Here is a 22117-nt window from a genome sequence, read left to right as displayed (position 1 = left end):
GCGTGAGAAAATCGCCGGTTATTCCACCGAACACTCAGGACACGCACCATGGACGCAGAACGCATCAACCTCATCGGCAACACCCTCTCCGACCTGACCGTGCGCACGCAAGAGTTACGGAGGTATCTTTGACTTCGATGCCAAATTCGAACGCCTGCGCACGGTAAACGCCTCGCTGGAAGACCCCACGGTCTGGAACGACCCCAAAAAGGCCCAGGAACTGGGCAAGGAAAAGAAGAGCCTGGACGGCGTGGTGCTCACGCTGGAGCGGCTCACGCGCGAGCTGGCCGACAACACCGAGCTCTTCGACATGAGCAAGGAAGAAGGCGACGACGACGGCCTGATGACCATCGAGGCCGAGACCGCCAAGCTCAAGCCCGAGATCGAGATGCTCGAGTTCCGCCGCATGTTCAGCAACGAGGCCGATCCGCTCAACTGCTTCGTGGACATCCAGGCCGGCGCCGGCGGCACCGAGGCCTGCGACTGGGCGGGCATGCTGCTGCGCCAGTACCTCAAGTACGCCGAACGCAAGGGCTTCAAGACCACGGTGGAAGACGAAACCCCAGGCGACGTGGCCGGCATCAAGAGCGCCACGATCAAGATCGAGGGCGAATACGCCTACGGCCTGCTGCGCACCGAGACCGGCGTGCACCGGCTGGTGCGCAAGAGCCCGTTCGACTCGTCCGGCGGGCGCCACACCAGCTTCGCCAGCCTGTTCGTCTATCCGGAGATCGACGACTCGATCCAGATCGACATCAACCCGGCCGATGTGCGCACCGACACCTTCCGCGCCAGCGGCGCCGGCGGCCAGCACATCAACAAGACCGATTCGGCCGTGCGTTTGACGCACATTCCAACCGGCATCGTCGTTCAGTGCCAGGATGGCCGCAGCCAGCACAGCAACCGCGACGTGGCATGGCAGCGCCTGCGCTCGCGCCTGTACGACTTCGAGATGCGCAAGCGCCAGGAAGAGCAGCAAAAGCTGGAAGACACCAAGACCGATGTCGGCTGGGGCCACCAGATCCGCAGCTACGTGCTGGACAACAGCCGCATCAAGGACCTGCGCACCAACGTCGAAATCTCCGCTACCCAGAAAGTGCTGGACGGCGATCTCGACGCCTTCATCGAAGCCTCCCTCAAGCAGGGCGTGTGAGGTATGCAGTGAGACTTACCAATGCGCTCATTCGCCACTACAGAAGCGTTTCGGACGTCAGTCTAGACATGCACAGTCAAGTGACTGTGCTTGTGGGACCAAATGCCGCAGGGAAAAGCAATTTTGTGGATTCGCTCAGGTTTTTACGGGATGCTGCACGCGACGGTCTAGATCACGCCATCGTGGCGCGTGGCGGCATTGCACGCATACGCCAAAACTCTTCGGGAAGGCCCTATCACCTCGGCCTAACTGTTAACACGCTTCAAAACTGGGGCGAGGATGATCCCTTGCCCGGCAGCTACTCCCTTGAAATCGGAAGTACATCAGGTGGGAACTATCGCGTAGAGCGGGAAGAAGCTTCCTGCCATAGGAGAGATTTTTATCCTCCCAGCGAAGATGACAATGGAATGGAAGAAGTGATGATTCCGGAAGGATTTACCCGAGATCGGGCAGGAAGAATCACGGAAAAGAATTCCATTCCTACCCGCATCTACTCACTGGACGACCACGACCGTCTCGCTTTGGGAACATTGGTGGGGGAATATGCATTTCACGGCTTAGGCGAATCCTTACAAGATTACATTCGCAGTTGGAAGTTTTCTGCGCTTTATCCCAATACTCTGCGACAGCTAAACACGCCAGATACGGAATCCGAACTACGAGAAGACGGCAGCAATTGGGCATCTGTAATACGCGCATCAAAACGGACGACCAAGGGCAAAAAAATGCTGGAGCGCATTTACGAAATGATGCGCGTGGTACTACCAGATTTCTTGGATGTATCTGTTTCAACAGCAGGCAGCTATTTAGTGCCAAATTTTCGTTTTGGAACAAGCGACAAGAACACAAGACAGTTCGATCCAGTGCAACTTTCCGATGGCACATTACGCATTTTCGGCATTCTGCTCTCGCTTTATCAGACGCCTGCGCCATCCCTCATCGTGATTGAAGAGCCCGAGCAAACTGTCCACCCAGCGGTTCTATCTATGCTCGCTGAGGCATTCAAAGAAGTGGCGGAACTCACCCAGATCATCGTCACAACGCACAGCCCGCAACTCATCGAACACTTCGAGCCCAGCAACATCCGCATCGTCACTATGCAGGATGGCGTGACTCAGATTGCCCCCATCAAGGATTCTCAAAGGGAGGCCGTTCAACGAGGGCTTATGACTCTTGGTGAGTTCATGGCGGCTGAAGGTTTGCAACCGGAAGAACCCCGATGACCAACCGCCAGCGTCTGCTTGCCATCGTAGAGGGAGAAGGGGACGAGCGCGCAGTGCCTGTATTGCTGCGGCAGATTCTTGAACACCACGGCCACTATGGTGTTCAGGTGCTAAAGCCCCAGCGCCGAGGCGAACTGCCCAAGGTGAAATCCAATTTCGCCCGGTTTTTCGAGGCTGCCATGCTCGAAAATGCAGCGGTCCTATGCGTACTGGACTTCGATTGCGAATGGTGTCTCGATGCCGCGCAGGAGGAGCAGAACCTCATGGCCATGGCCCGTAGCATCAGGACCGATTACCCCTTTGAAGCCTGCTTCATTGTGAAGGAGTTTGAATCTTTATTTTTGTGCGACGCGGCGACTACGAGGTCTGCTCTACCCGCGATCTCGCCGGACACTGTCTTCCCCGACCACCCGGAAAGCATCAGGGATGCTAAGGGATGGCTTTCCAGCGCACAACCCAAGGGCATGGCTTACAAACCCACCACGCATCAGGCAAGAATTGCGTCACAGTTGGATCTGCCACACCTAGAAAAGCATTCCCCGAGCTTCCAGCGCCTCACGCGTGCTGTTCTGAACCTCGTCCAATGATTCTTATGCTAAAGGCAACCGCCATCGGTTCGCCTGCACTTAACTTGGAGATTTCCTACCATGCGTGAAGGACAAGCCACGGCCATCCACCGTGCCGACTACACCGCCCCCGCGTTCTGGATCGACACGGTGGACCTCACGTTCGACCTGGACCCGGCCAAGACCCGGGTGCTCAACAAGATGCGGCTGCGCCGCAACGCGGACGTGCCCGCGGGCGCGCTGCGTCTCGATGGCGACGAGCTGAACCTGGCGCGCGTGCTGGTCAACGGCGCGGGCACCTCGTTCAAGATGGAAGGCGGCCAGCTGGTGCTGGAGAACCTGCCGGAGGGCCACGAGCCCTTCGACCTGGAGATCTTCACCACCTGCGCGCCCGACAAGAACACGCAGCTGTCGGGCCTGTACGTGAGCCAGGGCACCTTCTTCACCCAGTGCGAGGCCGAGGGCTTTCGGCGCATCACCTACTTCCTGGACCGGCCGGACGTGATGGCCAGCTTCACCGTGCTGCTGCGCGCCGACAAGGCCGCCTACCCGGTGCTGCTGTCCAACGGCAACCTGATCGACCACGGCCCCCTGGACGACGGCCCCAACGGCGCGCGCCATTTCGCCAAGTGGCAGGACCCGCACAAGAAGCCCTGCTACCTGTTCGCGCTGGTGGCCGGCAAGCTCGTGGCGCGCGAGCAGCGCATCCGCTCGCGCTCCGGCGCCGACCACCTGCTGCAGGTTTACGTGCGCCCGGGCGACCTGGAGAAGACCGAGCACGCCATGAACTCCCTCATGGCCAGCGTGGCCTGGGACGAGGCGCGCTTCGGCCTGCCGCTGGATCTTGAGCGCTTCATGATCGTCGCCACCAGCGACTTCAACATGGGCGCGATGGAGAACAAGGGCCTGAACATCTTCAACACGAAGTACGTGCTGGCCAGCCAGGCCACGGCGACCGATGTGGATTTCGGCAACATCGAAAGCGTGGTGGGCCACGAGTACTTCCACAACTGGACCGGCAACCGCGTCACCTGCCGCGACTGGTTCCAGCTGTCGCTCAAGGAAGGCCTCACAGTCTTTCGGGACCAGGAGTTCAGCCAGGACCTGTCGGGCAGCCCGTCGGCTCGCGCCGTCAAGCGCATCGAGGACGTGCGCGTGCTGCGCACCGCGCAGTTCCCCGAAGACGCCGGCCCCATGGCGCACCCGGTGCGGCCCGACAGCTACGTCGAGATCAACAACTTCTACACCGTCACCATCTACGAAAAGGGTGCCGAGGTCGTGCGCATGATGCACACGCTGGTGGGCCGCGAAGGCTTCGCACGCGGCATGAAGCTGTACTTCGAGCGCCACGACGGGCAGGCGGTCACCTGCGACGATTTCGCGCAGGCCATTGCCGATGCTAACCCGGACAGCGATCTGGCCCGCCTGCTGCCGCAGTTCAAGCGCTGGTATTCGCAGGCCGGCACGCCGCGCTTGCAGGCCATGGGCGTGTACGACGCCGCCGCGCGCACCTACACGCTCACGCTGTCGCAAAGCCTCGCGCCCACGCCCGGCCAGCCGCTCAAGGAGCCCTCCGTGATCCCGGTCGCCCTGGGCCTGCTGGGCGCGGACGGCAACGCCCTGCCGCTGCAACTGGAGGGCGAGGCCGCCGCGGGCGGCGCGGACCGCACCGTGGTGCTGACCGAGGCCACCCATGCGTTCACCTTCGTGAACGTGGGCTCCCAGCCCGTGCCGTCGCTGCTGCGCGGGTTCAGCGCCCCCGTGGTGCTGGACATCGACTACAGCGATGCCGAGCTTCTCGCCCTGCTGGCGCACGACACCGACGCCTTCAACCGCTGGGAGGCCGGCCAGCGCCTGGCCCTGCGAATCGCTATTAAAACGATAGCAGACGAGGCAATCAATCCGCCGGCAGGCGCGCCCATCGAGCAAGCGATCGTGCCCGACAGCTTCGTCGAAGCCATGCGCGGCGTGCTGCGCCACCCCGCGCTGGACGCGGCCTTCAAGGAGCTGGTGCTCAGCCTGCCCTCCGAGGGCTACATCGCCGAGCACCTGGACGTGGTGGACCCGCAGCGCGTGCACGCCGTGCGCGAAGCGATGCGCGCGCAACTCGCCGTCGCGCTGCAGCCGGAGTGGGAAGCCATCTGGGCGCAGCACCACGACACGGGCGCTTACCGCCCCGATGCGATCTCGGCCGGCCGCCGCGCGCTGTCGGGCCTGGCGCTGTCCATGCTGTGCCTGGCGGCCCGCACCACGGGCGACAGCGTGTGGCCGGGCAAGGCGTACCAGCGCTTCAAGGATGCGGGCAACATGACCGACCGCTTCAACGCCCTCACGGCGCTGGTGTACAGCGGCCATGCCCTGGCCGAGCCGGCACTCGCGCGCTTTCACGCCCTGTTCAAGGACGAGGCCCTGGTGCTGGACAAATGGTTCTCGCTGCAGGCGGGCGCGCCCGACCGCGGCGGGCAGGTGCTGGCCGCCGTGCAGCAGCTCATGAAGCACGCGGACTTCAGCCTCAAGAACCCGAACCGCGCGCGCAGCGTGATCTTCAGCTATTGCAGCGCCAACCCCGGGGGCTTTCACCGCCTGGACGGCGCGGGCTACCAGTTCTGGGCCGACCGGGTGCTGGAGCTGGACACGCTCAACCCGCAGGTGGCGGCACGCCTGGCCCGGGCGCTCGACCGCTGGAAGAAGCTGGCCGACCCCCACCGCGGCGCGGCGCGCGACGCCATCGCCCGCGTGGCGGCCAAACCCGACCTGTCCAACGACGTGCGCGAGGTGGTCACCCGCGCGCTGGCCGACTGATCACGTCCAAAAAATAGGAAACCCCCTCCATGGCAAAAACCATCAGCCTCACCCGCTACCTCGTCGAACAGCAGCGGGTGGACGGCCTCATCCCCTCGCAGCTGCGCCTGTTGCTCGAAGTGGTCGCCCGTGCCTGCAAGAGCATCAGCCACGCCGTGAACAAGGGCGCGCTGGGCGGCGTGCTGGGCACGGCCGCCAGCGAGAACGTGCAGGGCGAGATCCAGAAGAAGCTGGACATCATCGCCAACGAAGTGCTCATCGAAGCCAACGAATGGGGCGGCCACCTCGCGGCCATGGCATCCGAAGAGATGGACAGCATCTACGTGGTGCCCAACCGCTATCCGCAGGGCGAGTACCTGCTGCTGTTCGATCCGCTCGACGGCTCCTCCAACATCGACGTGAACGTGAGCATCGGCACCATCTTCAGCGTGCTGAAAAAGCCCGAAGGCCACCCCGGCGTCATGACCGAGGACTTCCTGCAGGCCGGCACCCAGCAAGTGGCCGCGGGCTACTGCATCTACGGCCCCCAGACCACGCTGGTGCTGACCGTGGGCGACGGCGTCGCCATGTTCACGCTGGACCGCGAGCAGGGCTCGTTCGTGCTGGTGGAAGAGAACGTGCGCATTCCCGAGGACACCAAGGAATTCGCCATCAACATGAGCAACATGCGCCACTGGGACACCCCGGTCAAGCGCTACATCGACGAATGCCTGGCCGGCACCGAAGGCCCGCGCGGCAAGGACTTCAACATGCGCTGGATCGCCAGCATGGTGGCCGACGTGCACCGCATCCTCACGCGCGGCGGCGTGTTCCTGTACCCCTGGGACAAGCGCGAACCCAACAAGCCCGGCAAGCTGCGCCTGATGTACGAGGCCAATCCCATGAGCTGGCTCGTCGAGCAGGCGGGCGGCGCCGCGACCAACGGCAAGCAGCGCATCTTGGACATCCAGCCCACGCAGCTGCATGAGCGCGTCAGCGTCGTGCTGGGTTCAAAAAATGAAGTGGAACGCGTGACGCGCTACCATTCCGATATATAATTCGAGTCTTCGCCGGTGTAGCTCAGTCGGTAGAGCAGCTCATTCGTAATGAGAAGGTCGGGTGTTCGATTCATCTCTCCGGCACCATTTTTGGTAATAAAAACAACGCACTAACCCTTGCAGGTTAGTGCGTTGTTTTGCTTTTATGGGCACGTTTTTGCACACTGCGTGTGCCAGATTTGTGCCAAGCCCAGCTCCCCCGCCAGCGCTTCATAGAGCACGCCATTGCGGCGTTTTGCAGCTATCATTCCCTCATCTCGCGCTGAGGGCGTTGAAAACGGCTTCGAGAAAAAAGCAACTGGTATGGATCGCTTGCAAGCCATCCATACCGCATAAGCGAAAGCCACGCACCGTTCAGCAGTCCTCCCCCATAAGCGGATTGGGGGAAGGCAGGAAAAGATGCTTCGAGCAATCGCCAGTACGCGCTGCCGCCGGTCAGGATGAGGCCGGAAGCAAGGTGCGGTGCGCCATTGGAGAGCGAGTTACCCATGGGGGACGACCCCACCGTAAGCTGTTTATCGCAAATTTGATCGAGTCGCCCTAGGCATAAATTCTCGGATCATCTGAACAGCGGACGGGGCCGCGGACTCATCCGAACCCGACCGGTCACCATTGACCGGTCGGGAACGGAATGGTCTCGCCCATGAACAATCTACTCAACGTAGAACAGCTTTCCGCCTGCCTGCATAAGTCCGTCGCCAGCATTCGCAGCGATGCGACACGCAACCCGAAGTCTCTCCCTCCAATGTGCCGGCTACCTGGCACAAAACGCCTTCTCTGGCGTACGGAGGACGTTGAGCGGTGGCTTGCTCAACATGTCACGCTTTCGCCGCGGAACCCAACGCCTGCAGTCCTGGATTGCCCGCCGCAACGACGCGGGCGGCCGACGAAGGCCGAGCAGGTGGCGAAACAGCGGCGCGTCCAGTCCTCTGTAACCGGGCAAGCCTCTGCTCCTGCGAGGAGCTGAGCAATGGCTTTTCCTATTGGTCCCGACGCTGTTCGGTCGGTGCGGGAACGTACGCCAACAACTGCCGAACACTTCAACGCGACGGCATACCGCGACAAGCTGATCGCAGGCGGCATCGACCCGACATCAGCGGCCGAGGTGGCAGCAAAAACCGCAGCAGCGCGCGCAACCACGTTCACGCGTTCAGTGAAGTTAGGGCCGCAAGGCAGTAATCTATTCGACCAGGCGACACAGGTCGAAGCACTGACACAACAGGGCGCAGACAAGAAGGTCGGCACCGCGCCGCTGATCTACTCGCCGGCACGCGACCTCGTATCGTCCAAGGCGGCACGCCCGAAGCGCGACGGCAAGGTAATCGATGTCGCCGCGAAAATTGCCGACGAACGACCAAGCGGCGAAGACATGGCATTCATGCATGCCATCATGTGCCAAGTTGGATTGCCTCGCTCGAAAGTCGGTCACAAGACAGCAGATGGCAAATGGGTCGATGCCCTTGAGTTCGAGCGTCAATGCGGCGGTGCTGGACTGAACGTCGCCGCTGGCAAGCTGTGGGACGGAAAGCAATTTGTGCAGCAGATCGTCCCCTACGGGGCTTCACCGCGCCTCATGCTCGCTTGGATGAACACGTACGCCGTGCGTCATAAGACGCCCGAAATCCCAGTCGGACACAGCGCCGCTGAGTTCTTGCGAGTTTTGGGCAAGGACACGAGCGGCGGCAGAAAAGGCGGCTACACGGTGGTTCGCATACAGATGCAGGCGCTCTCCGCATGCTGCATGACGCTTGGTTTCAATGCTGCCGGAAAGGCGTATACCTACGAAGGTAAGCCCATCAAAAAGTTTGAGGCATGGCTGAACACTCACGACAGTCAATCCACTTTGTGGCCAGGCGTTGTGACGTTCTCGGATGAATATTTTCGGACCTTGATAAACCATGCCGTGCCCCTCGACGTGAGAGCCTTGTCAGCACTCCGGGGATCGGCACTGGCAATGGATGTCTACACGATGCTCGCTGATAGACTGCACCGCATCACCGGACGCCCGGTACGGCTGTACTGGGCCAATCTGCGCGACCAGTTTGGCCAGGAGTATCAAGGCAAAGAGCCAGGCAAGGACTTCAAGAAGAAGTTCCTGCCGGCTTTGCGTGACGCGCTGGCCGTCTACCCGCAAGCCAGGGTGAAACAGGTCACTGGGGGCCTTTTGTTAATGCCATCGCCTCCTCCTATTCCGTACAAGCCAACCTGAGCACCTTCACTTAGCCCGGCCTGCGGAGGGCAGTCATCGCGCGCTCTTTCCGCACCATGAAGGGCCGCGCAGTGCTGGGCACGACCGCACGCGGAATCGGACCCCGCAACCCGACGCTTCGCGCTGCCTTTTATCCACTGCTGACAGGCCACCGATGTAACGAACGTAACACCGGTGGGCAAGTCTGTGGATCGGGGAAGTTATCCACGCGGAACTCGACCCCCTTCTGCGCGGAATCCGACCCCGGCACCGCAGTTAAAACGCGCGGAATCGGACCCCAAAAGCTCGCGGAATCGGACCTCCCCTAAACCTGTAAGGTTTTTGCCTTTAGCTTTCCCTATATCTATTGCTTGTAATAGGGCGGCTTCGCGCTGTGAATATCTTTAGGGGCGAACCCGGCGCAACAGCTTCATGGCCAGACGCCTGCAGGTTTTACTCCAAGGGGATATGCCCCTGATTTTGCCGATCCATAAGACGCGCAATCACACCTCGCCGCAATAGCGGTGATAATAATATTCTTATTATTACCGCCATGGATTCAAACAACCTCACGCCGATGAGCAAGCACCTAGGAACCTGTGGTCGCCCCTCATGTCTCAACCAAACAGATATTTTTAGCCGCTAAAATCAGCCATGGTTCACCAACGCGTATCTGCAGTCGAACAATGGGAACGTCGCGCCACGATCCGCAGCAATCTTGCGAGCCAACGCATGGAAGGACATGAGCCAGACGCTCAGGCATTACAAGACTGCGAAAAATGGGTGCGCGGAGAAACTACGATTAAAGAGATCGTAGAGAGCTACAAGTCGCGTCTTCGAACTATGCTTGCGGCGGACGGCCCCAATCCTCACAATGGGTAGCCAAGCCGCAGGGCCGTCAGATCTACTTTTTCATTGACACTTGGGGGGCGGTAGAACTTTAGCCGCTAAAATTTTTGAAGGGGGCACACCTCTGCCGTCCCCTTCTTGGCGTTCAACTGACCCAATCCAGCCGTGCTGCAACGGCCTCCCATCGAGCAGCCACAGTTAAAGAGGTGAATTCGTAATTGGCTCCAGTTCTGTGAAACTTCGCCAACTCCTCATTGACCATTTGCCTGACTCCCAGGCGCTCCATCTCCGCTTGTAAGACCTCATTGCACAAGCATTGTGCGACACCACCGCTTACGCCGGCATCACTCAACCCGAGAATTTCGTATTGCAATCGATAAAGTGCAATTGCCTTCGCAAGATGCACAAGGGTCAGCGGTGCGCGATATTCGTGGGCCAGCAGTAACTCTCCCTCGAATTCAGCGACAACTTGATCGAAACTTCGACATTCGTTTAGCTCGTCCGCAATGACAAGGCGGAGCTGGTCGGGCGGCCCCCACATCGCCCTCCAAAGATTCTCAGGGCCATTCTCATAGAGGGTGGTTGCATCTGACCACGCTTCTACGGCAGAAAGCGCACGCAGCCTGGCTGCGGATAACGGCCGCACGCCCTTAAATAACGCCTGCCATCCATTTTTCCCGTGATAGCGAGTCAAGTGCACGGGCGCCGCCAACGCATCGTATTTCACTGCAAACCCGTAAATTGATGTGATTCCTTCACGCTCGCACAGCATGCGAAGTAACGCTGTGGTACGTGCGATATGCCGGCGTATCTCTGCGGTCGACTTCATGATGATTAGGGCAAATTGCCCGGGTAGTAAATTTCGCCTGCCATTACCTGGAAATATAACGTAAACCAGCACAAAATTCATCGAAATTAACTTCGATTAACTATCACAGGTGAGAATTTGGCGACCACCCCTCTCGATTTTCTTCTTCAGAAGTACGGACCAACAATGACCTTAGAGGAACTTGCGGTTGCTCTGAAACGCAAGCCTGGAGGAGTTCGTGTGGTCCTGGCCATGCGAACAGAGGAATGGGCCATAAGCTTGAATAGCCGGAAGATTTACATTGGACGAAGAGTTCATTTTCCAACGGATGCGGTTGCCGAATTACTCACCGGCGATCTAATCAGAAAAGGAACTGAGTGATGGGAAATTATCCAAACGATCTAGCCGAATGGTTAAGTGAGCGCAAAGGAAATAAATCGACACATGCTACGACCTTGGCGTCTTTCCTTGCAGTTTCTGAAAATGTCCGCGAAGCAATAGATGCCGGCTTCGAGCTGAAAACCATATGGGAACATTTGCGAGAAAGAAAGAGAGTTTCATTCCGCTATGAAACGTTCCTCAAATACGTTCATCGCCATATCAAGAAAAGCACAAGTACAAAAAAGACGAGAAACCAAAGCCAATCAAAAACAGCGAATGCATCCACTTCGTTCTCATTCAGTCCAAACCCAAAGAGGGACGAACTGCTGTGACGAATCGCTTTTTCTACTCAGTCAATGCACTATCAATGCGCTGCCTGAATGCTACTGGCACAACACTTTCGATCAGTCAGCGCTATTTTCGCGCTGCAGGCCAGCTGCATTCGTTAAGCAGCGTGATCGAGGCGATGAAGTTGACGCGGCGACAGCGTACTTCATGGCGCGAAAGTACGGGCAGGATGGGCGAAGTACATGTACCGGCAAGCCGGTTCATGTTCTTCGCCATCCCCTTATTCGCACTTCGTGCTCAACGGGGAGTCCCGCTCTGCGAGGCAATCGGCTACCGCCGAAATGCAACCAGCCATGCCTGAGCGAAAATCCGCTGCCACCAGAAAAGGGCACACACCCATTAATGTTTGGGTGACGCCAGATGAGAAATACGAAATCACATCGCTGGCTAAAGCAACTGGACTCAGCACTTCCACATTTCTACGGAATTTAGGAATGGGATATCAGGTGAAATCTATTGTCGACAACAAACGCGTTGAAGAACTGGCTCGCATAAATGGTGATTTAGGGCGGCTAGGTGGACTGCTAAAGCTTTGGCTTACAGACGACGTACGGACTCGCCGATTCGGTGAATCGACTATTCGCGCACTGCTTTCAAAAATAGATCAAAACCAAAATCAAATGTATGAGGCCATGCGCGAAGTCGTTATGCCTCGCTCCAAACGATGACCCAATTTCTTTTCAACAGGAGAGTTCAGCATGAAGACGAAAAATTTAGCGGCTAAAGTTGCCATGGTGGTTGCCCTCGCCGCTCCCGGCGTTACAACCCCAGTGCTTGCAGGCATTCCCGTGATCGACGGGGCCAACCTGACACAGACCGTCATGTCGGCCGTCGAGAACGTGGCGCAGACGCTCAAGCAGATCGAGCAGTACCGCACTCAGCTCCAGCAGTACGAGAACATGATCCAGAACACGGTCGCGCCGGCCGCGTATATCTGGGATCAGGCGCAGTCAACGATCAGTGGATTGATGAACGCCGTCAACACGCTTGACTACTACAAGAACCAGCTCGGCAGCCTGGACAGCTACATCGGCAAGTTCCAGGACGTGAGCTACTACAAATCTTCGCCCTGCTTCTCGGCCAGCGGATGCAGCGACGCGGAGCGCGCAGCGATGGAACAGAACCGGCGTCTGGCGAGCGAGAGCCAGAAGAAGGCCAATGATGCGCTGTTCAAGGGCTTGGAACAGCAGCAGAGAAACCTCGCCTCGGACTCGCGCACGCTGGAACGGCTTCAGTCGGCGGCACAGGGCGCAAGCGGCCAGATGCAGGCCATCGGGTTTGCAAACCAGCTTGCCAGCAACCAGGCCAACCAGCTCCTGCAGATTCGCGGCCTGTTGATCGCACAGCAAAACGCGGTCACGACCAGGATGCAAGCCGAGGCCGATCTTGAAGCCCGACAGCAGGCGACGCACGCCACTTCGACGGAGTCCCGTATTGGCAAGACGAGCAGTCCCAAAAACTGGCTCGAACTGACCCGCTGACCAGAGAGGCGCACCATGAGAAAAACGATGCTGCTCGTCGGCCTCACAGCGGCGCTACTGGCCGGCTGCGACAACAAGCCGGCCACCATGCCCATGCCCGAGGTCAACGACACCAACTGTCAGATCGAGACGATCAGGAAGATCGAGGACAAGGCGGCACGCGAAACCTTCGCCGGGTTGTGCTCGCGGCGATCCCCGACTGGCGGCGGCATTGCGCCGACCGAGAAGCCCATGAACTGGCTTGAGCTGGCCGACCCGAAAGATCAGAAGGGAGCGAGGCCATGAAAACACTGCACAAGCCGGCGCTGCTGATCGGTGCCTTCCTAGCGCTCTTCTGCACAGCCGCATCTGCCCAGCTCACCAACCAGGGGATGCTTGACCAGGTGGTGACGGAGTTCGCCACGCGCGCCACGGCCTGGCAAACCGTGGTCATGAACGCTGCGATGTTCCTGTTCTGGACGTTGGGCACGATATCGATGGTGGTCACGTTCGGCTTCATGGCGCTGCGGAAGGCCGACATTGGCGAGTTCTTTGCCGAGTTCATCAAATTCATTTTGTTCTTCGGCTTTTTCCTTTGGCTCCTACGTAACGGCCCGAACTTCGCAACCTCGATCATCCAGTCACTGGCGAGGATCGGGGAGCAGGCTTCCGGCTTCTCATCGATCACGCCGTCCAGCATCGTCGATGTGGGCTTCATGATCTGGAAGCAGGCGATCCGCAACCTGTCGGCGTGGTCGCCCATCGACAGCTTCATTGGCGCGGTCCTGAGCGCAGGCATCCTGCTGCTGCTGGCCGTGATCGCCGTGAACATGCTGCTGCTCCTGGTATCGGGCTGGCTGCTGTCGTACGCAGGGATCTTCTTCCTGGGGTTTGGTGGATCGCGGTGGACCTCGGACATGGCGATCAACTACTACAAGACCGTATTGGGCGTGGCCGTGCAGATCATGACGATGGTGCTGCTGGTTGGCATCGGAAACGACCTGCTGTCCAGTTTCTACGCCAGGATGAACACGGGCACCCTGAATTTTGAAGAGCTGGGTGTGATGCTGGTTTTCTGTCTGGCGTTGCTGATGCTGGTCAATCGCGTGCCGCCACTGGTCGCCGGCGTCATCACAGGTTCAAGTGTTGGCGGTGCGGGCGGCATTGGTAACTTCGGTGCCGGTGCCGCCATGGGTGCCGTGATGGGCGCGGCGACCATGGCCGCAGGCGCAGCAAGCGTGGCTGGTTCGGCTGTGCTGGGTGGCGCGGCCTCGGCCGCTGGCGGCGCATCGGCGATCAAGGCCGCCTACAGCAAAGCCTCTGCGGCCTCCAGCGAGAGCGGCGGCGGCGGTGGCATGGGGGGCACGATGGGCGGCGTTGCCATGGCCGCTGCAGGCCCTAGCGACGGCAGCTCTGGCAGTGGCAGCGTCTTCGCGGGCATGGACACCGGCAGCAGCTCGGGCGGTGGCTTCGGTGGTGGTGCATCCGAGGGCGACAGCGCGGGCGGCAAGAGCAGCGCGCCGGCCGGCGAGGGCAAGGACTCGGGCGGTGGCGCGGCACCTGGTGCCGCCGAAGGCAAGGCCGACGCAGGCGGCAAGGCCGCAGGTTCTGACGCCAAGGGAGGGGGGCAGGGCACCGGCCTGGCACCTGGCGAGCAACGCACCACCGGCAGCATGTTGGGCGGAGCGGCGGCCATCGCTGCGGGCACTGCCGGCAACCTGGCGCAAGGCTCCTGGGACGTGGCGAAGGCCAAGGCCGCGAGCATGCGCGGTTCGGCTCTTGATCGCATCAGCGAAACCACGGGCGGGAAGATTGCTTCCGCGATCCGGGCAAGTCGAGATCAAGAAGGTGCGTCACACGATGACCCCGCGTTCGACAGCAACAGTCTTGGCAAGGCTCCCATCGCTGACGACGAGGTTGCAGCGTTCGTCAGCCGGCGCCCTCAGTAAGAGCAAATCGCACCGGCCGGGTGCAACCGGCCGGCACTTCCACTTAACACCTGATGGAGAGGTGAATCATGGCAACTCGGAATAGTACAGAAGCAACGAAGGCAGTTCAGCAAGCCGCTACGCAGCTCGCAGCAATCGACTTCGATTTATTGAACCAAGAGATGGCACTGCATGTTTCGCCGCTGATCGAGGCGGTGGTCAACATGCTGATGATCGTCTACTACCAGGCCGAAACCGGGCATGCCACAAAACACGATTTCCTTGCGGCCAAGGTCGGCCTACGGCAATCGCTGCAGGCCCACTAGGACTCAAACGCCAAATACCGAACCGCGGCCATTGGCCGCCTTTTACGCCACCGGTTGCCATGCGTCATGGCAATTGATCTAACCACCCTCGCCGCCGATAATCGGTTCGACGCCAAGAGGCCAAGACATGAATAATCAATCGGAAGGTGAACCGTTTTTCATCACGGAGGAAGTCGAGGCCGACATGCGGGCTGCTGGGTATGTTTTCGAGCCGCCGAAGCATGTTTCAACAGTTCGGCTGCGTGAAGTTCTGGCCAGCCTCTCCGCCAATGATCTGACTGCATGGCCAAGTGAAATTGCGGAACAAGGTGGCTCCCGCCGTGGCAGTGATTCGGGCGCAAATTTTTAGCCGCTAAAGCTGTCAGTAGACTTCTGCCTCGGTATGAGCGCAGCGATGCTCGCCTACGCCCCTGCGTCTAGATTGCGGTTTACGGCTTGAGCCTTTCGTAAGCCGCCTTCAACACGTCCGTAGCACCCACGCCGTCCTCTTCAAGCCGGGTCACACAACCACAGATGCCGCAAACGGATGAGATTGTCGCGGCCTGGCAGTACCGGCGCCGATCTTAGGTGTTCGGTCTGGATGACCGGGCGGGTGCACGCGCAGCCTGCCGGTAACACCTCTATGGGGCCATCCCTCAGCGCCAAGCGCTGCCCATTGGTCTGGCGAGGCGGCCCCGCGCGCTGACGCGTGAAATGGCCTTTGAGCGCCGACGCGGGGTGGCGGTCGGTGGCAGAGAACACGTACGCCACCATGTGAGCATGCGGCATGCGCCACGCGTAGCGGCCGTCCAGGAATCGCTGGATACCCTCGTCGCCATACTGCGTCAGCCGGCGGTTGCCGTGCAGCACTTTGCACTCAAGGAACAGCGCGTCGTGTCGACCCTCGCTAATGCCTTGGCGCGGCCGCGCGGGATAGACCGTGATGTCGGGGGTTTTGTCGATCGACACGCCCTGCCAGTCCGGCAGCTTGGCATCGCGAACTGGCAGGCCAAATAGATCGGCCGTGAAACCCGGCACCGCACCACTCTTGCGCAAGTCAACGAGGATGTCCAGCAGACGGTCCGTGATGCGGTCCTCGTCGCGCGTGGCGAGCACGGCTTGGTGGTCCAGCAGCAGCGCGCGCCAAGCCTGGCGGATCGCCTGCTCCACGACGACGATCACGCCGGCGCTCCACGGCGGATAGGCGTCGTATCGGGCAGGTGCCCGTCCCAGGCTGGTGAACATCACGCAGGCGAGACCCTGGTCTGATCGCCCGTGGGCGCAACGCGCACCTCCGCCATCGGCTCCGACTGCAGCCAGTCCATCGCCAAGCTGCGGGCTTCGGTGAGCGTCCAGTAGCGCTGGTGGTCGAGCAGCCCGAGGACGGTGCGGTCGTTGAGCCTGACCGTCACGCGGGTGCTCCAGTAGCTCTCCGCAAAGCTCACCAGATTGGCAAGGTCCGGATCCGGCAGTACATGTCGTCGCGCTTCGGGCGCACCGATCTCGATGAAGACCCAACCATCGATTGGCCGGCCGGGCAGTTCTCGCACGCCCGCCTGAGCAGGATCCACGAAGGGACCGATGAGTCTTGCCAGCGTGTCGATAAACTGCTGGCGCATGACGGAATCGGTGCGCGAGCTGGCCTGCTTGGACACGTCCGTAAACGGTAGCTCCGTTGCCAGCGTGTCGCGCACGAGTTGCCGGTCTGCCGTCGTCAGGCCATGCAGGTCATACACCAACTCGTCGAGCTTATGCCAGTTCACTTGGCGCTGCTGCAGTTGCACAACCACTCCGCGCACCTTGCGTGTTTGCTCCGAGGTCAGCACTTCTTCCTTGATCAACGGGAAGGCCATCAGATCCTTCTGCAGCGAGGAGTCACGCTCAACACCAAACTTCGGGCTGGTGAGAAGCTGGTGATACAGGAACAGGTCGCTATAGGAGACGACGTAGATCAAATCCAGGAGCCGCGCCAGTTCCGGCTTGCCTTGGGCTGAGAGTCCTATGAAGCTCTCCCGGTATGCCACGTCGGTGTCCGAGTAGAGTGCACCTCGCAGATGGCGCTCGGCGCGCGGCGATTCACGCAGCAGCAGCAGCGGTCCCCGGTAGATCTGCGGAGCACGTGCCCACTGCACCTTGGGCAATTCAAAGTACAGGTCCGGCTCGCCTTGCGGTCTTGCTCCTGGCGCGGCGACGAAGGCCATGTCCAGCTGGGCATCCAGCAGCCCCAACAGATGGCTGGCATCGTCATCGCGCTTGTGCCCCTTGCCGGTCTGGTAGCCGCTGTTGAACTTCACACCGTGTTTGGCTACCTGCTGGCCCAGCGGCAACGTCGCATCACCGTGCAGGCGGTGCAGTAAATCCAACCCCAAGCGTCCACCCTTGTAGAGCGCCTTAAAGGCATGCGGATCGGTGCATGCGTCATGCAGCGCCACCGGGATCGCCGCACCAGGATCGATGCGAAAGACCCCGGCCTGGGACAACTGAGGCTCGTGGCGCGGGCTGATGAAGTAGAAACTATCCAGCGGATCGGGCCGCTCATTGGCGGCGACCATCAGCGCGAACTGAGCGTCGTTTTTTGGCCAGATCTTCTCGTCCTGGCGCAACGCCGCAAAGTTCATGATGCCGGTGACACGCAGGTTCTCGAAGACATGCCGGCGCAGCGCGAACGAATCTTCTTGGAAGAAGAACCGCCCATGCACGGCAAAACCGATCGCCCCCGCCGGCTTGGCCCAGCGCGACGCGGCAAGTACAAATGCGATGTCGGGCGAGCCATAGCGCGCCACCACGGCGGCCGCAGGCGGCGACGACCGCTGCTTGGGCTTCGCAAGCAGATCACGCAAGGTACAGTTCAGCGCGCCGGCCCGCTCGTCCTTAAAGGCGTTCCAGGGCGGATTGCCAATCACGATGTCGTACTGGGACGCATGCCGGGCGAGCACTTGATTGGACAGGCTGCCGAGCAGCCGGTCATGCGGAGAATCTTGGGGCACGGTAGCTGACTCAAGAGCGGCAGCATCGACGGGATGAAGGATCGAACCGATCAGCTTCTCGAACTTGAGGTCCGACAGCGGGCTGGGATGCGGGTCGAGCTCGAGCGCACACAGGTACAGACTCAAGGCCGTCACGTTCAACGCATCCCGGTTGACGTCCAGTCCGGTGAGCTGCAGCATCAAGATCCGCCGGATCTCTTTACGGTCGGGGCGCTCGCCCGACGCCCGCCAATGCTCGGCGATGAGCCGCTTGAACGCCAGCACCAGAAATACTCCGCCACCAACAGCCGGATCCAGCACGCGGACCCGGTCGGGCGTGGAACTGCGTACAGCGCTGAACGCACCATCGACCACGATCTCTGCCAGCTTGCGTGGCGTGAAGTGGATGCTGGTTTCCCGGGCCAGTTCGGGGATGAACTGATGGGCAAAGTCTTCGTAGACTTGGCTCAGCACGTCCACGGGCACGTGCTTGAAGTAGATTCCGCCCCATTGCAGCGGCAACTGGCCCCTGACGGCTTTGCACTGGATGTTGGTCAGATGCCAGCAAACCGTGTCGGCGCCCTCCCCCAGCAACTGCCGCAGGTCCCCATATCTGTCGAGATCGTCGTGCGCCCCCCCAAGGCTGAGCAGATCCCCGTTGAAGGTTTTGTCCAGCCAGGAGCACGTCTGCAGCAGCGCATCGAGGTTGCCAAACACCAGGCTCAGGTTGTCCACGCGGCTGATGCGGCCGAGATCGGCCTCCCCAACGATGCGCCGGTCAACGAGGAACCTAAAGAAGAGCGCGCGCCCCACCAGCGCCAACACCTGCTGTACGGTCAGCGACGGTGCGGCTGCGTGGATCGCACGTGCAGCGTCGGTCAGCAACTGGAACAGCAGCCCGTCCAGCCACTGAACTTCGGCTTTGCGGGACTTTCGGGCAGACACGTTGGGCGATGCATCCACCGCGCTACCGCTCAGCATTCCGCGAAACCGAGCGTACTGGCCTGCCTCGGTGTCCGACAACGCTGGGGCGGGCAACGCCGCGTCCATCCGGATTGGATACACCACCACCTGACCGGGCTCGAAGACCGCCAGATAGCGCGCGTCGGCCCGGCAGGCCAGCACGCGGACCAAACGCGCGAGCGCAGCGGTGTCGGCAGGTGAACTGCCCAAAGTGTCGCGCCGGACCACGTAGGCGAGCGGTACGCCGCCCGACTCCACAACCGCGTCGGGCAGCAACTCATCACTTTCCCGACTGCCCAGTAGGTCGAGATAGCGCACGTGGCGTGGGCTCGCGACGGCTCCGAAATCGACCGTGCTCTGCGCAGTGACACCCGCTTTTTCGAGACAATCGCGCAAGCTATCCATGGCTGCGCCCTCGCGTTGTCTTCACTGCCTGAGATACGGCAACACTGGTAGGGCCGAAGTCCAGGTCGCGCTGTTGCTCGCGGTCTCCCTCCAGACCGCTGCAGTGGCTATCCACTACGCTCAGCGCCCGTTCCAGATCGACAACGACACCTGCGCCCGGGAAGAACTGACGATCAACCAACGAAGCCTTGTGAGGGTCGCTGGTGAGGAATAGCTGCAGGCCATCGATCAAGCGGGGCCCATGCAAGGCCTGCTGGATGGGGGCCATCCACTTAGCGATGGCTTCCTTGCGAAAGCCCATGCGATCGAGGTCGCACAACACTGCCACGACCGTAAGATCGTGGAGGGTGTACTCGCTGGCCACGCGCTCGCTGGCAGGCCGCTGCGCGAACTCCGGAAGGTCTTTCAGGAGGTTACGCAGACGATGCCTATCCACACGGCCAACGGCCGCCAGATCGGCAAACGTGATACGGCGCGACAGCATCTGCGCATCATAAGCGCAGCGCTGCGTAAAACCTGCGCAGCGCTGCGCTTAATCTTTTCACGGCTGCGTGGAATTTACGCAGAAACCCCTACAGATTCCTATTTTTGAGTCGGCATAAGCGGCCAGGCGGCAATCCGAATGTTTTCACGCCAGCCGTTTCGCCAGATCCTCGGCGCGCGGGTGGTAGTACCGCATCAACATACGCGGATCCTTGTGCCCTGTGATCTTGGTGAGTTCATGCAGCGGAAAAATCTCAGCCAGGCGCGAAGTGGCCTCGTGTCGCAGGTCATGGAAGCGCAGATCGGTGAGGTACCGCGCATCGGGCTTCTGGCGCTTTTCCTTGCACTCCTGCAGGTAGCCCTTGCGTGCACGCGCTGCAGCGCGTTCAAAGGCCCTTGTAACGGCATCGCTGCGGATACCGAACACTGCCCCGTCGTCGGAGCCTGATTCGCCCGGCTCTTCCCCGTCTTCCTTGGCGTCGATCTGGTCGTCTTTCAAAGCGGCGAGAACTTGGATTGCACGGGAAGACAACGGCACGTCGCGTGAACTGCCATTCTTGGTTGCTGGCAGATGTGCCACCCGACGATCTAGATCAATGTGCTCCCATCGCAACCCCACGATCTCACTGCGTCGCATAGCCGTTTCAACGGCCAGCGTGATGACCGCAGGCAGCAACACCGAACCGCTCGCCGCAACGATGCGCTCCAGTTCCCCTTCGCTGGCGTTGCGCTGCGCCGGCTCTTCAATCGGCAGATGACTGTCAGCCTTCGGCACTTCGACGGCGATGCGGCGGGTCCGGGCATTGTCCGGCTGTGGCTTTCGCACCAGTTCCACCGGATTGGACAAGCTCTCCATGCCCCATTCCTTGCGCGCGATGGTGAAGACGTGGGACAACACAGCGAGGCGCCGGAGCACCGTGGCCGGCTGGTACTCCTTCAGCCACACATCGCGCAGCTTAGCCACGTCCGCACTGCGGATCGACGCCAGCGGCCGCTTGGCCATCGTGGTGGCCCGCCAGATGCGCAAGAACGACTTCTCGCCGGCCGCGCTCTTCTTTCCTGGCGTCACCTCTTCCTCGTAGCGCTCCAGCGCTTCGTGAAGGGTCGTGGCCTCGGCCTCGCCCCTGCTGACCCAGACGCCACGCGCCATTTCCGACTCGTTCATCTTCGCCCAGGCCTCGGCTTCGGCCTTGGTGGTGAAGGTCTTGCTCAGAGGGGGAAAGCCATGCCTACGGATCTGCGCACGCCACTGGTACGGGCCACGCTTGTTGATTGCTGCCATTGAAAACGCCACTCGCTGCTGACTGTGCCAGAAATGTGCCAATAAAGGCATCATATACAAAAATCACCAGCAAAATAAGGCCACACCTTTCCATTCGTAATGAGAAGGTCGGGTGTTCGATTCATCTCTCCGGCACCAAATGGAAACCCCTGATTCGCAAGAGTCAGGGGTTTTTCTTTTGGAGCCTTTATTGCATGTGCCGGCGCTGCACAGCAGCCCTGCATCGAGCGGCTGAACGGCGGCGACCAACGCGCGTTGCCAGCACCATCCGCAGCCAATCCAATGATCGATGGGCCCCGTGGCCCTGCCCCAGCGGCGTGTCGGCCGAAGGCCAACCCGCGCACGGCCGTGGCTTGGCGTCCTACGGCAGGGGGTAGACCACCCGTGCAGCATGGCCTTCCCCACACACACCATCGACAAGGAAATCCCATGACCACCCGTGCACCCCGAGACGCCTGCTCCCTGCTCGATGCGGACCATCGCGCCGTCAAGAAAATGTTCAAGGAATACGAATCGCTGATGGAGTCCCGCTCCAAGGCGGCCGCCACCCAGCGGTTCGAACTGGCGCGCCAGATCTGCCGCGAGTTGGCCGTGCATGCGCAGATCGAAGAAGAGATCTTCTATCCCGCCCTGCGCGATGCCATCAAGGACACCGACCTCCTCGCCGAAGCCGAAGTGGAGCACGCCAGCGCCAAGGACCTGATCGCGCAGATCGAGGCGGCCAGCGCCGCCGATGAAATGTTCGATGCCAAGGTGACCGTGTTGGGCGAGTACATCGACCACCACGTGAAGGAAGAGCGCAACGAGATCTTTCCCAAGGCGCGTGCCGCCCGCAAGCTCGACCTCGTGGCCATGCGCGAAGCGCTCGAAGCCCGAAAGGAAGAGCTGATGGCGGATGAAGAAGCGATGGCCTGACGCTCTTGGTGGGCCGCCCTTCCTCAGGGCGGCCGTACCGCAACCCGCGGGGGGG

General features: G+C 60.7%; 22 protein-coding genes and 1 tRNA gene. 18 read left to right on the top strand and 5 right to left on the bottom strand.

Translation table 11 applies throughout. The features are described 5' to 3' along the window. Positions 1–48 precede the first annotated feature (48 nt). The 8 genes from prfB (at position 49) to M5C96_RS08525 (ending at position 9851) form a co-directional block, all read left to right on the top strand. Positions 49–1153, top strand: a protein-coding gene (gene prfB, locus M5C96_RS08560; RefSeq protein ID WP_272552141.1) for a peptide chain release factor 2 whose coding sequence is annotated in 2 segments (ribosomal slippage) — positions 49–129 and positions 131–1153 — 1104 coding nt in all. Because the reading frame shifts where the segments join, the coding sequence is not laid out codon by codon here. Positions 1154–1233: 80 nt separating this feature from the next. Beyond that, entirely contained in the window at positions 1234–2376 is a 1143-nt protein-coding gene (locus tag M5C96_RS08555; protein ID WP_272568525.1) for an AAA family ATPase, read from the top strand. Then, a complete protein-coding gene (locus M5C96_RS08550; RefSeq protein ID WP_272568524.1) occupies positions 2373–2963 on the top strand; it encodes a DUF4276 family protein in 591 nt (196 codons plus the stop codon). The genes M5C96_RS08555 and M5C96_RS08550 overlap by 4 nt, the downstream gene beginning before the upstream one ends. A gap of 60 nt (positions 2964–3023) precedes the next feature. Next, positions 3024–5744: an aminopeptidase N gene (pepN, locus tag M5C96_RS08545; protein ID WP_272568523.1), complete on the top strand. Its 2721-nt coding sequence runs from the start codon at positions 3024–3026 to the stop codon at positions 5742–5744. Between the two features lie 29 nt (positions 5745–5773). Continuing rightward, positions 5774–6781, top strand: a complete 1008-nt coding sequence (locus M5C96_RS08540; protein ID WP_272568522.1) for a class 1 fructose-bisphosphatase — start codon at positions 5774–5776, stop codon at positions 6779–6781. A gap of 11 nt (positions 6782–6792) precedes the next feature. After that, a tRNA-Thr gene (locus M5C96_RS08535) sits at positions 6793–6868 on the top strand. 883 nt (positions 6869–7751) lie between these two features. Continuing rightward, positions 7752–8990 carry a replication protein RepA gene (locus M5C96_RS08530; RefSeq protein ID WP_272568521.1) on the top strand — a complete coding sequence of 413 codons (1239 nt, stop codon included), beginning with the start codon at positions 7752–7754 and terminating at the stop codon, positions 8988–8990. Positions 8991–9623: 633 nt separating this feature from the next. Continuing rightward, positions 9624–9851: a hypothetical protein gene (locus tag M5C96_RS08525; RefSeq protein WP_284428078.1), complete on the top strand. Its 228-nt coding sequence runs from the start codon at positions 9624–9626 to the stop codon at positions 9849–9851. Between the two features lie 112 nt (positions 9852–9963). Here the strand turns inward: M5C96_RS08525 and M5C96_RS08520 are convergent, their stop codons facing one another. Continuing rightward, on the bottom strand, positions 9964–10728 hold the full coding sequence (locus M5C96_RS08520; protein WP_272568519.1) for a hypothetical protein: 765 nt from the start codon (positions 10726–10728) through the stop codon (positions 9964–9966). A gap of 36 nt (positions 10729–10764) precedes the next feature. Between M5C96_RS08520 and M5C96_RS08515 the strand changes: the two genes are divergently transcribed. The 9 genes from M5C96_RS08515 to M5C96_RS08475 all read left to right on the top strand — a co-directional run bounded on the left by M5C96_RS08515 (position 10765) and on the right by M5C96_RS08475 (position 15418). After that, a complete protein-coding gene (locus tag M5C96_RS08515; protein WP_272568517.1) occupies positions 10765–11007 on the top strand; it encodes a hypothetical protein in 243 nt (80 codons plus the stop codon). Then, positions 11007–11339 carry a TraK family protein gene (locus tag M5C96_RS08510; RefSeq protein WP_272568515.1) on the top strand — a complete coding sequence of 111 codons (333 nt, stop codon included), beginning with the start codon at positions 11007–11009 and terminating at the stop codon, positions 11337–11339. The genes M5C96_RS08515 and M5C96_RS08510 overlap by 1 nt, the downstream gene beginning before the upstream one ends. Then, positions 11336–11656, top strand: a complete 321-nt coding sequence (locus tag M5C96_RS08505; protein ID WP_272568514.1) for a hypothetical protein — start codon at positions 11336–11338, stop codon at positions 11654–11656. Before M5C96_RS08510 ends, M5C96_RS08505 begins: the two co-directional genes overlap by 4 nt. Next, on the top strand, positions 11649–12023 hold the full coding sequence (gene traJ, locus M5C96_RS08500) for a conjugal transfer transcriptional regulator TraJ (RefSeq protein WP_272552133.1): 375 nt from the start codon (positions 11649–11651) through the stop codon (positions 12021–12023). The genes M5C96_RS08505 and traJ overlap by 8 nt, the downstream gene beginning before the upstream one ends. Before the next feature lie 30 nt (positions 12024–12053). Next, a complete protein-coding gene (gene trbJ, locus M5C96_RS08495; RefSeq protein WP_272552132.1) occupies positions 12054–12836 on the top strand; it encodes a P-type conjugative transfer protein TrbJ in 783 nt (260 codons plus the stop codon). 15 nt (positions 12837–12851) lie between these two features. Next, a complete protein-coding gene (trbK, locus tag M5C96_RS08490; protein WP_272568513.1) occupies positions 12852–13121 on the top strand; it encodes an entry exclusion lipoprotein TrbK in 270 nt (89 codons plus the stop codon). After that, complete coding sequence (trbL, locus tag M5C96_RS08485; protein ID WP_272568512.1) at positions 13118–14764, top strand: P-type conjugative transfer protein TrbL; 1647 nt, start codon at positions 13118–13120, stop codon at positions 14762–14764. The genes trbK and trbL overlap by 4 nt, the downstream gene beginning before the upstream one ends. Before the next feature lie 68 nt (positions 14765–14832). Continuing rightward, positions 14833–15069, top strand: coding sequence for a type I toxin-antitoxin system ptaRNA1 family toxin (locus M5C96_RS08480; RefSeq protein ID WP_272568511.1), 237 nt, complete (start codon positions 14833–14835; stop codon positions 15067–15069). A 127-nt stretch (positions 15070–15196) separates the two neighbouring features. Beyond that, positions 15197–15418, top strand: coding sequence for a hypothetical protein (locus M5C96_RS08475; protein WP_272568510.1), 222 nt, complete (start codon positions 15197–15199; stop codon positions 15416–15418). A 140-nt stretch (positions 15419–15558) separates the two neighbouring features. Here M5C96_RS08475 and M5C96_RS08470 read toward each other — a convergent pair whose 3' ends face one another. The 4 genes from M5C96_RS08470 to M5C96_RS08455 all read right to left on the bottom strand — a co-directional run bounded on the left by M5C96_RS08470 (position 15559) and on the right by M5C96_RS08455 (position 21147). Continuing rightward, entirely contained in the window at positions 15559–16293 is a 735-nt protein-coding gene (locus tag M5C96_RS08470; protein ID WP_272568509.1) for a hypothetical protein, read from the bottom strand. Next, positions 16293–19382, bottom strand: coding sequence for an HsdM family class I SAM-dependent methyltransferase (locus M5C96_RS08465; RefSeq protein ID WP_272568508.1), 3090 nt, complete (start codon positions 19380–19382; stop codon positions 16293–16295). Before M5C96_RS08465 ends, M5C96_RS08470 begins: the two co-directional genes overlap by 1 nt. Continuing rightward, positions 19375–19866: a hypothetical protein gene (locus tag M5C96_RS08460; protein ID WP_272568507.1), complete on the bottom strand. Its 492-nt coding sequence runs from the start codon at positions 19864–19866 to the stop codon at positions 19375–19377. The genes M5C96_RS08465 and M5C96_RS08460 overlap by 8 nt, the downstream gene beginning before the upstream one ends. A gap of 144 nt (positions 19867–20010) precedes the next feature. Continuing rightward, positions 20011–21147 carry a site-specific integrase gene (locus M5C96_RS08455; RefSeq protein ID WP_272568506.1) on the bottom strand — a complete coding sequence of 379 codons (1137 nt, stop codon included), beginning with the start codon at positions 21145–21147 and terminating at the stop codon, positions 20011–20013. A 429-nt stretch (positions 21148–21576) separates the two neighbouring features. Here M5C96_RS08455 and M5C96_RS08450 point away from each other — a divergent pair, with 429 nt between their 5' ends. Further along, positions 21577–22062, top strand: coding sequence for a hemerythrin domain-containing protein (locus M5C96_RS08450; protein ID WP_272568505.1), 486 nt, complete (start codon positions 21577–21579; stop codon positions 22060–22062). The last annotated feature ends 55 nt before the right edge of the window (positions 22063–22117 follow it).

It is taken from the genome of Acidovorax sp. GBBC 1281 (assembly GCF_028473645.1).
Lineage (GTDB): Bacteria > Pseudomonadota > Gammaproteobacteria > Burkholderiales > Burkholderiaceae_C > Paracidovorax.
The sequence above is the reverse complement of the archived record's forward strand: the minus strand, read 5'-3'. Positions and strand labels throughout refer to the sequence as shown.